The following is a 12,087-nucleotide window of genomic DNA, read 5'->3' on the forward strand; positions in this document are numbered from 1 at the left end:
CCGCGGTGCTCTCCTCGTTGGAAAGTCGATTTCAGGAGGCATCCCCCATGCGCGGTGCAACCCAGACCAAGTGGCTTGTCGCGGCGACCGCGATCGCCCTCGCGGCGACCGCTTGCAGCACCAGCTCCAAGAGCAGCGACGACAAGGCCGCGTCCGGTGGTGGCACCATCGCCGTGCAGCTCGGTGAGCCGCAGAAGGGTCTGGTCCCGCAGAACACCGCGGAGTCCGAGGGCAACCAGGTCCTCTTCGCGCTGTTCGCCGGCCTGGTCGACTACGACCGCAAGACCAACGCCCCGCGCCTGCAGGTCGCCGAGTCGATCGAGACCCAGGACTCCAAGCTCTGGACGATCAAGCTCAAGGACGGCTACACCTTCCACAACGGTGAGAAGGTCACCGCCCAGTCCTTCGTCGACGCCTGGAACTGGGGCGCCAACCAGGACAACGCCGCCGAGGGCATGCCGTTCTTCGACAAGATCGAGGGCTCCGAGGAGCTGGCCCCGGGCAAGGACAAGAAGCCCACCGCCAAGGAGCTCAAGGGCCTGAAGGTCGTCGACGACAAGACCTTCACCGTCTCCCTCAAGGCGCCGTTCTCGCAGTTCAAGACCATGCTGGGCTACAGCGCGTTCTACCCGCTGCCCAAGGCGTTCTTCAACGACCCGAAGGCCTTCGGCGAGAACCCGATCGGTGACGGCCCGTTCCAGATGGACGGTGCCTGGGAGCACAACAAGCAGATCAAGATCAAGCGGTACGACAACTACGGTGGCACCAAGGCCCACCTGCAGGGTGTCACCTTCAAGATCTACGACAACCTGGACACCGCCTACAACGACCTGCGCGCGGACAACATCCAGGCCACCAACAAGCTCCCGATCTCCGCGATGTCCAGCGTGGCCAGCGAGTTCGGCGACCGCTACATCAACAAGCCGGAGTCGGGCGTCGGTTACATCGGCTTCCCGATCGCCTACAACCCGGCCTACCAGAAGCCGGAGATCCGCAAGGCGATCTCGATGGCGATCGACCGCGAGCAGATCACCAAGACGATCTTCGCCGGCACCCGCGTCCCGGCCTCGGACTTCATCAGCCCGCTGATCAACGGCTACCGCAAGGACGCCTGCGGCGACGCCTGCAAGTACGACCCGGCCAAGGCCAAGGACCTCTTCACCCAGGCCGGCGGTCTGCCGAACAACACCCTGGAGCTCGGCTACAACGCCGACGGCGGCCACAAGGAGTGGATCGAGGCCGTCGGCAACCAGCTGAAGAAGAACCTGGGCATCGAGGTCACCTTCAAGCCGTTCGAGAAGTTCGGCAAGATCCTGGACTCGCTGCAGAAGAAGGAGTACCAGGGCGCCTTCCGCATGGCGTGGCAGATGGACTACCCGTCGATCGAGAACTACCTCCGTCCGATCTTCTCGAAGGTCGCGATCGACAGCGGCTCGAACTACGGCGGTTACGTCAACGACCAGTTCGAGACCCTGCTGTCCCAGGCCGACTCGGCCAAGACCGAGGACGAGGGCATCAAGCTCTACCAGCAGGCCGACGACGTCCTGATCAAGGACATGCCGTACATCCCGGTGTACAGCTACCAGGCGTCCGCCGCGTACACGAAGAAGATCAAGAACTTCGACACCGACGCCCAGTCGCGTTACAACCTGGCCGAAGTCGAGCTCGCCGGCTGATCTGGTAGTCAGACGATCGGGGGCGGGCGGACCGGACGACAGTCCGAGTCCTCCCGCCTCCCTTCCTTGTCCGAAAGTATGGAGGTCTGATGGGCCGCTATGTGATCCGCCGACTGATACAGGCGATCCCCGTCCTGCTCGGCGCGACGCTGCTGATCTACGCGCTCGTCCACTACCTGCCCGGTGACCCGGTGCAGGCGCTGGCGGGCGAGAAGCGCGCTGACCCGATCGTGGCGGAGATGATCCGTCAGAAGTACCACCTGAACGACCCGTTCCTCCTTCAGTACTGGAACTACATCTCGGGCGTCTTCCAGGGCAACCTGGGTGAGAGCCTGACCGGGCGTTCGGTCAGCGACATGATCGGCGACGCCTTCCCCTACACCGTGAACCTCGCCGTGGTGGCCTTCGTCATCGAGGCGGTCGTCGGTATCGCGGCAGGCGTCATGGCGGCCCTGCGCAAGGGAAAGTTCCTGGACCAGCTGGTCCTGATCAGCACCCTGCTGGTCATCTCCGTCCCGGTCTTCGTCACCGGCTTCATCCTTCAGCTGGTGCTCGGCGTCCAGCTGAAGAACTCCTACGGCATCGACTTCTTCTCGGTCTCGTTCAACGAGGACGATGGCCTGCGGGCCTACCTGCTGCCGGCCTTCGTGCTGGCCTCGCTGTCGCTCGCGTACGTCGCCCGCCTGACCCGCACCAGCCTGATGGAGACCATGCGTGCGGACTACGTCCGCACCGCGGTCGCCAAGGGCCTGAAGCGCCGTCGGGTGATCGGCCGTCACGCCCTGCGCAACGCGCTGATCCCGATCGTCACCTTCCTCGGCGCCGACCTCGGTGGCCTGATGGGCGGTGCGGTGATCACCGAGAAGATCTTCAACATCCACGGTATCGGCGGCCTGCTCGCCCAGGCCGTCTACCAGAAGCAGGGGACGATCATCGTCGGCGTCGTCACGCTGCTGGTGATGATCTACCTCGTGACCACCCTGATCGTGGACATGCTGTACGCCGTGCTCGACCCGAGGATTCGCTATGAGTGACACCATCACCAAGGACGCCTCGGCCCCGGCCGGGGACAACACCCCGAAGACCGAGCCGGCGAAGCAGCAGAAGCCGGAGCGCGTCGCCAGCCTCTGGTCAGACGCGGTCCGCGACCTGCGCCGCAACCCGCTGTTCATCATCGGTGGCGTGCTGGTGACCTGCCTGATCGTCATCTCGATCGTGCCGCAGTGGTTCACCGACGGCAGCCCGTTCGCCAACGGCGCGTGCGACCTGTCGCACTCGCTGGAGCGCCCGAGCGCCGAGCACTGGTTCGGCTACGACGTCCAGGGCTGCGACAACTACACCCGCACGGTGTGGGGCGCCCGCAACTCGATCATCGTCGGCATCCTGACCACCACCCTGGTCACCGTGGTCGGCTCCCTTCTGGGTCTGCTGGCCGGCTGGAAGGGCGGGATCACCGACTCGATCCTGTCCCGTTTCACCGAGATCTTCTTCTCGATCCCGACCCTGCTCGGCGGCATGCTGATCATGTCGATGCTCGGCAAGGGCAACGCCTACACCGTCTCGCTGGTGATGGCCGTCCTCGGCTGGCCGCAGATCTTCCGCATCATGCGCGCCTCGGTGCTGGCCAACAAGAACAACGACTACGTGATGGCCGCCCGCGCCCTGGGCGCCGGCTCCGGCCGGATCACCTTCCGGCACATCCTGCCGAACGCCATCGCGCCGGTCATCGTCGTCGCCGCGATCAGCCTGGGTGTCTACATCGGCGCCGAGGCCGCCCTGTCCTACCTGGGCATCGGCGTCCAGTCGCCGGAGATCTCCTGGGGTCTGATGATCAGCGACGCCCAGGTCCGCTTCCTGTCGGCCCCGCACGTGCTGCTCTTCCCCGCCGCGGTCCTGAGCGTCACCGTGCTGGCCTTCATCATGCTCGGCGACGCGGTGCGCGACGCCCTCGACCCGAAGCTCCGCTGAGAGAAGAGGTGACGACCCGATGACCACCGTGATCGAGAAGAACCAGAAGAGCGGCCGGCTCGAAGTTGGCACCCCGCTGCTGGAGGTCAAGGACCTCCACGTGGAGTTCCACACCCGGGACGGCGTCGCGAAGGCCGTGAACGGCGTCAACTACTCCGTGGCCGCCGGTGAGACCCTGGCGGTGCTCGGCGAGTCCGGCTCCGGCAAGTCGGTGACCGCCCAGACCATCATGGGCATCCTCGACATGCCGCCCGGCAAGATCCGGCAGGGCCAGATCCTCTTCCGCGGCCGGGACATGCTGGCCATGAAGGAGGAGGAGCGCCGGCAGATCCGCGGCCAGAAGATCGCGATGATCTTCCAGGACGCGCTCTCCTCGCTGAACCCCGTGATGACCGTCGGCGCCCAGCTCGGCGAGATGTTCCGGGTGCACCGCGGCGCCTCCAAGAAGGAGGCCCGCGAGAAGGCGATCGAGCTGATGGAGCGGGTGCGCATCCCCGCCGCCAGGCAGCGCGTCGGCGACTACCCGCACCAGTTCTCCGGCGGTATGCGCCAGCGCATCATGATCGCCATGGCGCTCTCCATGGAGCCCGACCTGATCATCGCCGACGAGCCCACCACCGCCCTGGACGTGACCGTCCAGGCCCAGGTGATGGACCTGCTCGCGGAGCTGCAGGCCGAGTACAACATGGGTCTGATCCTCATCACCCACGACCTCGGCGTGGTCGCCGACGTCGCGGACAAGATCGCCGTCATGTACGCGGGCCGGATCGTCGAGACGGCCCCGGTGCGCGAGCTCTACGCCAACCCGGCGCACCCGTACACCAAGGGTCTGCTCCGCTCCATCCCGCGCCTGGACCAGAAGGGCCAGGAGCTGTACGCGATCAAGGGTCTGCCCCCGAACCTGCTGAAGGTCCCGGCCGGCTGCGCGTTCAACCCCCGCTGTGACGTCGCCACCGACCTGTGCCGCACGGAGATCCCGGCGCTGCACCAGGTGGCCGACAAGGACGGCAAGGAGCTCACCGGCCGCCGCAGCGCGTGCCACCTCTGGAAGGAGACCCTCCATGGCTGAGCCCATCCTGGAGGTCAAGGACCTGGTCAAGCACTACCCGCTGACCCAGGGCATCCTGTTCAAGAAGCAGGTCGGCGCGGTCAAGGCGGTCGACGGCATCTCCTTCGACCTGATGAAGGGCGAGACGCTCGGCATCGTCGGTGAGTCCGGCTGTGGCAAGTCCACGCTGGCCAAGGTGCTGATGAACCTGGAGCGGGCCACCTCCGGCCAGGTGCTGTTCAAGGGCGAGGACATCTCCAAGCTGACCGGCCAGGCCCTCAAGGCCGTTCGCCGGAACATCCAGATGGTGTTCCAGGACCCGTACACCTCGCTGAACCCGCGCATGACGGTCGGCGACATCATCGGCGAGCCGTTCGAGATCCACCCCGAGGTGGCTCCGAAGGGCGACCGCCGCAAGGCCGTTCAGGACCTGCTGGACGTCGTCGGCCTGAACCCGGAGTACATCAACCGGTACCCGCACCAGTTCTCCGGCGGCCAGCGCCAGCGCATCGGCATCGCCCGCGGTCTCGCGCTCAAGCCCGAGATCATCATCTGCGACGAGCCGGTCTCCGCCCTGGACGTGTCCGTCCAGGCGCAGGTGATCAACCTGCTGGAGCAGCTGCAGGGCGAGTTCGGGCTCTCCTACATGTTCATCGCCCACGACCTCTCCATCGTCCGGCACATCTCCGACCGCGTCGGCGTGATGTACCTCGGCAAGATGGTCGAGATCGGTTCGGACGAGGAGATCTACGACAACGCCACGCACCCGTACACCCAGGCGCTGCTGTCCGCGGTGCCGGTGCCGGACCCGACGGCGCGCGAGACCCGCGAGCGGATCATCCTGACCGGCGACATCCCCTCGCCGGCCAACCCGCCGTCCGGCTGCCGCTTCCGCACCCGCTGCTGGAAGGCGGAGGAGCGCTGTTCCACCGAGGTCCCGCTGCTGGCGGTGCCGTCGGTGCTGAAGGGCGCGGCCGCGCACCAGTCGGCCTGCCACTTCGCCGAGGTCCGGGAGACGGCTGCCGTCTGATCCCCGTGACGCATCCGGAAGGGCTCGTGGCTCCGTGCCACGGGCCCTTCCGGCGCTCTGCCGATCCGGCACTGTGTCAACTCCACAGGGCGGTCGATGCACCCGTCCGGGGGTACTCGACTCGCGCCGTCGACGGGGCGCCCTTCTCATGGGGTGTGATGCGACACACACCATGAGGAGGGACCTCCATGCCCGTAGCCGCCCGTGCTCGCTGGGTCCTCGCCGCTGCGACGTCCGTGGTCCTGGTGGCCACCGGGTGCAGCAGCGGCGGCGGCGGCAGCAGCTCGTCGGACACCAGCAAGACCTTCAGCTACCAGAGCAGTGAGCCGCAGAACCCGTTGCAGCCGGCGAACTCCAACGAGACCGGTGGCGGTCGCATCATCGAGAACCTGTTCAAGGGACTGGTCGACTACGACCCGAGCACCGCCAAGCTCCGGAACCAGGTCGCTGACAAGATCGACACCAGTGACTCGCAGACCTTCACCGTCACGCTCAAGGACGGCTGGAAGTTCCACGACGGCACCCCGGTGCACGCGAAGAACTTCGTGGACGCCTGGAACTGGGGTGCGACCACCAGCAACAACCAGATCAACAGCTCCTGGTTCTCGGACATCGAGGGCTACAAGGACGTCCATCCGGCCAGCGGCCAGCCGGTGACGGACAAGATGTCCGGCCTGACCGTCACCGACGACCTGCACTTCACCATCAAGCTGACCAACAAGGTCTCGTACTTCGAGTACAAGCTCGGCTACATCGCCTTCTCACCGCTGCCGGACGCGTTCTTCAAGGACCCGGCCGGGTTCGGGCAGAAGCCCGTGGGCAACGGGCCGTACCAGTTCGTCAGTTGGTCGCACAACCAGGAAGTGGTCACCAAGACCTTCCCGGACTACCAGGGCGTGGACAAGCCGAAGAACGGCGGCGTCATCTTCAAGATGTACAACACGTCCGAGGCCGCCTACGCCGACCTGCAGTCCAATAACCTGGACGTGATGGACCAGGTGCCGCCGTCCGCGCTGGCCACCTACAAGAACGACCTCGGCGACCGGGCCGTCGACGCCCCGCAGGGCGGCATCCAGAACATCGGGTTCACGCTCTACCAGGCCGACTGGTCCTCGCCCGACAAGGCCAAGGTCCGCCAGGGCCTGTCGATGGCGATCGACCGCGACACCATCACCAAGACGGTGCTCCAGGGCTCGCGCAAGCCGGCCAGCGCGTGGGTGGCCGAGGGCGTCGAGGGCTACAAGGCGGGCGCCTGCGGGGACTTCTGCAACTTCGACCCCGCCAAGGCCAAGGCGCTGATCACCGAGGGCGGCGGCGTCCCCGGCAACAAGGTGACCATCACCTACAACGCGGACGGCGGCCACAAGGAGTGGGTCGACGCGGTCTGCAACTCGATCCGGCAGAGCACCGGCGTCGACTGTACCGGCGACCCGAAGCCCGACTTCAAGACCGCCCGTACGCTGATCAGCCAGCACCAGCTCAACGGTATCTTCCGTACCGGCTGGGTGCAGGACTACCCGCTGAACGCCAACTTCCTCGCCGACATCTACCGCACCGGTGCCGCCTCCAACGACACCGGGTACAGCAACCCCCAGTTCGACCAGCTCTCCAAGCAGGCCGACGAGGCCGCCAGCGTCGAGGCCACGGTCACCGGCTACCAGCAGGCCGAGGCGGTGCTGCCGAGCGGCATGCCGGCCATCCCGCTCTGGTACTACCGCACCAACTCGGGCTACTCGACCAAGGTGCAGAACGTGAAGTTCGACTCCTTCGGCAACCCGGCTTGGACGCAGGTCGAGGTCAAGGGCTGAGCAGGGCCCCCGCACCGGCCCCGCCCTCCCCGGACGGAGGGCGGGCCCCGGTCTCTCGGCCGACCGGCCCCGGCCGGTCGGGCACCTAGGAAGGAGGCTCGGATGGGCAGTTACGTCCTGCGGCGGGTGCTGCAGATGATCCCGGTGTTCTTCGGCACCACGCTGCTGATCTTCCTGATGGTCTACACACTGCCCGGCGACCCGGTGTCGGCGCTGTTCGGCCAGAAGGCCGCCGACCCGGCCGTGGTGGCCAGCATCAAGCACAAGTACTACCTCGACCAGCCGATCTGGAAGCAGTACCTGCACTACATGGGGAACCTCTTCCAGGGGGACTTCGGGACCAGCTTCACCGGGCGCCCGGTCAGCGACATCATGGCGGACGCCTTCCCCGTCACCATCCGGCTGGCGCTGCTGGCCTTCGCGTTCGAGATCGTCTTCGGTCTCTGCCTGGGCCTGCTCTCGGGTCTGCGGCGCGGCAGCGTCCGGGACACCCTGGTGCTCCTCCTCACCCTGCTGGTGATCTCGATCCCGGTCTTCGTGCTGGCCTACATCGCCCAGACGATCTTCGCCACGAACCTGGGCTGGGTGACACCGACGGTCCAGGACTCCACCGACCTCTCCCAGCTGATCCTGCCCGCGATCGTGCTCGGCTCGCTCTCGCTCGCGTTCGTCGCCCGGCTCACCCGCACCTCCATCGGCGAGAACCTGCGGGCCGACTACATGCGCACGGCGGTCGCCAAGGGCCTGCCGCGACGGACCATCATCTCCCGCCACCTGCTGCGCAACTCGCTGATCCCGGTGGTCACCTTCCTCGGCACCGACCTCGGCGCGCTGATGGGCGGTGCGATCGTCACCGAGGGCATCTTCAACGTGCAGGGCGTCGGCAACGTGCTGTACCGGGCGATCAACCAGAAGGAGGGGCCGACGGTGGTTGGCATCGTGACCGTCCTGGTGATCGTCTACCTGGTCGCCAGCCTCCTCGTCGACCTGCTCTACGCGGTCCTGGACCCGAGGATCCGCTATGCCTGACATCCACGACGAGGACTCGTACGAGCCGCACCCCAAGCCCGGCATCTCGCGTCTCGACTACGCGGGGGAACAGGGCATGGCGGTCGAGCAGGAGACGCTGGTCGAGACCGACGTGATCAAGCGGGAGGACGCCCGCAGCCTCTGGGGCGACGCCTGGCAGGACCTCAGGCGGCGTCCGATCTTCCTGATCTCGGCGGTGCTGATCCTGCTGCTGATCCTGATGGCGATCTTCCCGTGGGCGTTCACCGACGCCGACCCGCGCAAGGCCGACCTGGTGCACGACTACCTCAAACGGCCGGACTGGAGCGACGTCTTCGGGGCCGGCTGGTTCGGCTACGACGCGCAGGGCCGGTCGATCTACGCCCGGGTGGTGTACGGCGCCCGCGCCTCGATCACCGTCGGCATCTTCGTGACCGCGTCGGTCACCGTGCTCGGCGGGCTGACCGGCATGATCGCCGGGTACTTCGGCGGCGGCGTGGACGCGGTGCTCTCCCGGATCATCGACATCTTCTTCGGCATCCCGCTGCTGCTCGGCGCGCTGGTGCTGCTGAACGCCTTCCACACCCGCACGGTCTGGAGCGTGGTCATCGCGCTCGCCGTCCTGGGCTGGACCCAGATCGCCCGCGTCATGCGCGGCGCGGTGCTGACCGTCAAGCAGTCCGACTACGTGGTGGCCGGACGGGCGCTCGGGGCCGGGACCGGACGGCTGATGTTCCGGCACATCCTGCCGAACGCGATCGCCCCGGTGATCGTGGTCGCCACCATCGCGCTCGGCGGCTACATCGCGACCGAGGCCACGCTGAGCTTCCTCGGCATCGGCCTGCAGGACCCGACGATCTCCTGGGGCATCGACATCTCCTCGGCCCAGAAGGTGATCCGGACGGCGCCGTACGTGCTGTTCTTCCCGGCCGCGGCGCTGTCCATCACCGTGCTGGCCTTCATCATGCTGGGCGACGCCGTGCGCGACGCCCTCGACCCGAAGCTTCGCTGAGCGAGGGGAGCGCATCATGACCACAGCCGCGGACACCACCAGGCCCGCGCGGGAGGCGCCGTACGAGGGGCCGCTGCTCGACGTGCGTGACCTGCACGTCGAGTTCGTCACCCGGGACGGCGTGGCCCGGGCGGTCAACGGGGTCGACTACAGCGTCCGGGCCGGGGAGACGCTGGCGGTGCTGGGCGAGTCCGGGTCGGGCAAGTCGGTGACCGCGCAGGCGATCATGGGCATCCTGGACATGCCGCCGGCCCGCATCCCGCGCGGCGAGATCCGTTTCCGCGGCCAGGACATGCTGAAGATGGGCAAGGAGGAGCGGCGGCGGATCCGCGGCGGGAAGATCGCGATGATCTTCCAGGACGCGCTCTCCTCGCTCAACCCGGTGCTCAGCGTGGGCTTCCAGCTCGGCGAGATGTTCCGGGCCCACCAGGGCGCGTCCCGCCAGGAGGCCAAGGAGAAGGCCGTCGAGCTGATGGACCGGGTGCGCATCCCGGCCGCCAAGGAGCGGGTGAACGACTACCCGCACCAGTTCTCGGGCGGCATGCGCCAGCGCATCATGATCGCGATGGCGCTGGCCCTGGAACCGGACCTGATCATCGCGGACGAGCCGACCACCGCGCTGGACGTGACCGTCCAGGCCCAGGTGATGGACCTGCTGGCCGAGTTGCAGGCCGAGTACCACATGGGGCTGATCCTGATCACCCACGACCTCGGCGTCGTCGCCGACGTCGCGGACAAGATCGCCGTGATGTACGCCGGTCGCATCGTCGAGACGGCGCCGGTGCACGAGCTGTACGCGCGGCCCGCCCACCCGTACACCCGCGGCCTGCTGGACTCGATCCCGCGGCTGGACCAGAAGGGCCGGGAGCTCTACGCGATCAAGGGCCTGCCGCCGAGCCTGCTGCGGATCCCCAAGGGCTGCGCCTTCAACCCGCGTTGCCCGCGGGCGCAGGACATCTGCCGGGTCGAGGTGCCGGAGCTGTTCCAGGTGACCGAGGAGGACGGCACCGCCCTGCCCGGGCGGGGCAGCGCCTGCTTCTTCTGGAAGGAGACCCTCCATGACCGCTGACGGGCAGACGCCCGACGAGGCCGGTACGCCGGGGGAGGCGGTACCGGAGGAGATCGCCTTCACCCAGGAGGTGCCGCGCGTCGAGCCGATCCTCGAAGTCCGGGACCTCGTCAAGTACTTCCCGCTCACCACGGGCGTCGTGCTCAAGAAGCAGGTCGGCGCCGTGAAGGCGGTCGACGGGGTCAGCTTCGACCTGATGCAGGGCGAGACGCTGGGCATCGTCGGCGAGTCTGGGTGCGGGAAGTCCACGCTGGCCAAGGTGCTGATGAACCTGGAGCCGGCCACGGGGGGATCGGTCCGGTACAAGGGCGAGGAGATCTCCAGGCTGTCGGGGGCGGCGCTGAAGGCGGTGCGCCGGAACATCCAGATGGTGTTCCAGGACCCGTACACCTCGCTGAACCCGCGCATGACGGTCGGCGACATCATCGGCGAGCCGTACGAGATCCACCCGGAGGTGTCGCCGAAGGGCAACCGCCGCAAGGCCGTTCAGGATCTGCTGGACGTGGTCGGGCTCAACCCCGAGTACATCAACCGGTATCCGCACCAGTTCTCCGGCGGTCAGCGTCAACGCATCGGCATCGCAAGGGGGTTGGCGCTCAAGCCGGAGGTCATCATCTGTGACGAGCCGGTGTCGGCGCTCGACGTGTCGGTGCAGGCGCAGGTGGTCAACCTGCTGGATCAGCTCCAGGGCGAGTTCAACCTGTCGTACATGTTCATCGCCCACGACCTCTCGATCGTCCGGCACATCTCGGACCGGGTCGGCGTGATGTACCTCGGCAAGGTGGTCGAGATCGGCACCGACGCGGAGATCTACGACCACGCCACGCACCCGTACACCCAGGCGCTGCTTTCGGCCGTGCCGGTGCCGGACCCGACGGCGCGGGAGTCGCGGGACCGGATCGTGCTCACCGGGGACGTGCCCTCGCCGGCGAACCCGCCGTCCGGCTGCCGGTTCCGGACCCGGTGCTGGAAGGCGCAGCAGAGGTGCGTGGTGGAGGTCCCGCTGCTGGTGGCGCCGCCGTGGCTGGACGGGCCGGCGCGGCACGCGTCGGCGTGCCACTTCGCCGCGGAGCGCGAGAACGATCAGGGCGGGCAGAACGGGCAGAACGGGCAGGGTGGCCCGGTGGCCGGGTAACAATTCGGCCGACGTCGCAGCGGCGGCGCGAACCCAGGGCGCGTCCTCGAATCGAGGGCGCGCCCTCCGCTGTGCTGCGGAAACGCCCGGGAAAAGATCAATTACGCCTCGTAAACGCGCGAATACCGGAGATCGCCGTCCGCCATCCGGAATCCGGAACGGATAATTCCGGACGCGATATGCGGGAATTTGGCGAGCATTGTCCGGCCTGGCCTGAGCATGTAATTGAAAAGAGACGTGACGTGGATTCCGAAAAGTGGGTCGGGTGATCGATAGTTGCTCTGCGTGTTTCAGTGGCCACCTCGCCAACTGCGCGGATCGGCCCTGGGATGT

At 67.2% G+C, this 12,087-nt stretch carries 10 protein-coding genes; all 10 read left to right on the top strand.

What is annotated here, in order from left to right; all coding sequences use genetic code 11:
• The first annotated feature begins 47 nt into the window (after nt 1-47).
• The 10 genes from F7Q99_RS16585 to F7Q99_RS16630 all read left to right on the top strand — a co-directional run bounded on the left by F7Q99_RS16585 (nt 48) and on the right by F7Q99_RS16630 (nt 11,754).
• The gene (locus F7Q99_RS16585; RefSeq protein WP_153462358.1) at nt 48-1,676 is read left to right on the top strand and encodes a peptide ABC transporter substrate-binding protein; all 1,629 of its coding nucleotides are present in this window, start codon (nt 48-50) and stop codon (nt 1,674-1,676) included.
• A gap of 89 nt (nt 1,677-1,765) precedes the next feature.
• Nucleotides 1,766-2,710, top strand: a complete 945-nt coding sequence (locus F7Q99_RS16590) for an ABC transporter permease (protein WP_153462360.1) — start codon at nt 1,766-1,768, stop codon at nt 2,708-2,710.
• On the top strand, nt 2,703-3,644 hold the full coding sequence (locus F7Q99_RS16595) for an ABC transporter permease (protein WP_153462362.1): 942 nt from the start codon (nt 2,703-2,705) through the stop codon (nt 3,642-3,644). The genes F7Q99_RS16590 and F7Q99_RS16595 overlap by 8 nt, the downstream gene beginning before the upstream one ends.
• 19 nt (nt 3,645-3,663) lie before the next feature.
• The gene (locus tag F7Q99_RS16600; protein ID WP_153462364.1) at nt 3,664-4,713 is read left to right on the top strand and encodes an ABC transporter ATP-binding protein; all 1,050 of its coding nucleotides are present in this window, start codon (nt 3,664-3,666) and stop codon (nt 4,711-4,713) included.
• Nucleotides 4,706-5,722 carry an ABC transporter ATP-binding protein gene (locus tag F7Q99_RS16605; RefSeq protein ID WP_153462367.1) on the top strand — a complete coding sequence of 339 codons (1,017 nt, stop codon included), beginning with the start codon at nt 4,706-4,708 and terminating at the stop codon, nt 5,720-5,722. The genes F7Q99_RS16600 and F7Q99_RS16605 overlap by 8 nt, the downstream gene beginning before the upstream one ends.
• 188 nt (nt 5,723-5,910) lie before the next feature.
• Nucleotides 5,911-7,530 carry a peptide ABC transporter substrate-binding protein gene (locus F7Q99_RS16610; protein WP_153462369.1) on the top strand — a complete coding sequence of 540 codons (1,620 nt, stop codon included), beginning with the start codon at nt 5,911-5,913 and terminating at the stop codon, nt 7,528-7,530.
• 102 nt (nt 7,531-7,632) lie between these two features.
• Complete coding sequence (locus tag F7Q99_RS16615; RefSeq protein WP_153462371.1) at nt 7,633-8,559, top strand: ABC transporter permease; 927 nt, start codon at nt 7,633-7,635, stop codon at nt 8,557-8,559.
• Nucleotides 8,560-8,635: 76 nt separating this feature from the next.
• Nucleotides 8,636-9,550, top strand: a complete 915-nt coding sequence (locus F7Q99_RS16620; protein WP_153466267.1) for an ABC transporter permease — start codon at nt 8,636-8,638, stop codon at nt 9,548-9,550.
• A gap of 16 nt (nt 9,551-9,566) precedes the next feature.
• Nucleotides 9,567-10,619, top strand: a complete 1,053-nt coding sequence (locus F7Q99_RS16625) for an ABC transporter ATP-binding protein (protein ID WP_153462372.1) — start codon at nt 9,567-9,569, stop codon at nt 10,617-10,619.
• A complete protein-coding gene (locus tag F7Q99_RS16630; RefSeq protein ID WP_153462374.1) occupies nt 10,609-11,754 on the top strand; it encodes an ABC transporter ATP-binding protein in 1,146 nt (381 codons plus the stop codon). Before F7Q99_RS16625 ends, F7Q99_RS16630 begins: the two co-directional genes overlap by 11 nt.
• The last annotated feature ends 333 nt before the right edge of the window (nt 11,755-12,087 follow it).

Origin of the sequence: Streptomyces kaniharaensis (genome assembly GCF_009569385.1) — a bacterium.
Classification (GTDB): Bacteria; Actinomycetota; Actinomycetes; order Streptomycetales; family Streptomycetaceae; genus Kitasatospora; species Kitasatospora kaniharaensis.

Bases quoted from the DNA above. Each gene is read 5' to 3' on its own strand.
- F7Q99_RS16595 (WP_153462362.1), top strand. From the start codon at position 2,703: ATGAGTGACACCATCACCAAGGACGCCTCGGCCCCGGCCGGGGACAAC.
- F7Q99_RS16600 (WP_153462364.1), top strand. From the start codon at position 3,664: ATGACCACCGTGATCGAGAAGAACCAGAAGAGCGGCCGGCTCGAAGTT.
- F7Q99_RS16585 (WP_153462358.1), top strand. From the start codon at position 48: ATGCGCGGTGCAACCCAGACCAAGTGGCTTGTCGCGGCGACCGCGATC.
- F7Q99_RS16620 (WP_153466267.1), top strand. From the start codon at position 8,636: ATGGCGGTCGAGCAGGAGACGCTGGTCGAGACCGACGTGATCAAGCGG.
- F7Q99_RS16630 (WP_153462374.1), top strand. From the start codon at position 10,609: ATGACCGCTGACGGGCAGACGCCCGACGAGGCCGGTACGCCGGGGGAG.
- F7Q99_RS16605 (WP_153462367.1), top strand. From the start codon at position 4,706: ATGGCTGAGCCCATCCTGGAGGTCAAGGACCTGGTCAAGCACTACCCG.
- F7Q99_RS16615 (WP_153462371.1), top strand. From the start codon at position 7,633: ATGGGCAGTTACGTCCTGCGGCGGGTGCTGCAGATGATCCCGGTGTTC.
- F7Q99_RS16625 (WP_153462372.1), top strand. From the start codon at position 9,567: ATGACCACAGCCGCGGACACCACCAGGCCCGCGCGGGAGGCGCCGTAC.
- F7Q99_RS16590 (WP_153462360.1), top strand. From the start codon at position 1,766: ATGGGCCGCTATGTGATCCGCCGACTGATACAGGCGATCCCCGTCCTG.
- F7Q99_RS16610 (WP_153462369.1), top strand. From the start codon at position 5,911: ATGCCCGTAGCCGCCCGTGCTCGCTGGGTCCTCGCCGCTGCGACGTCC.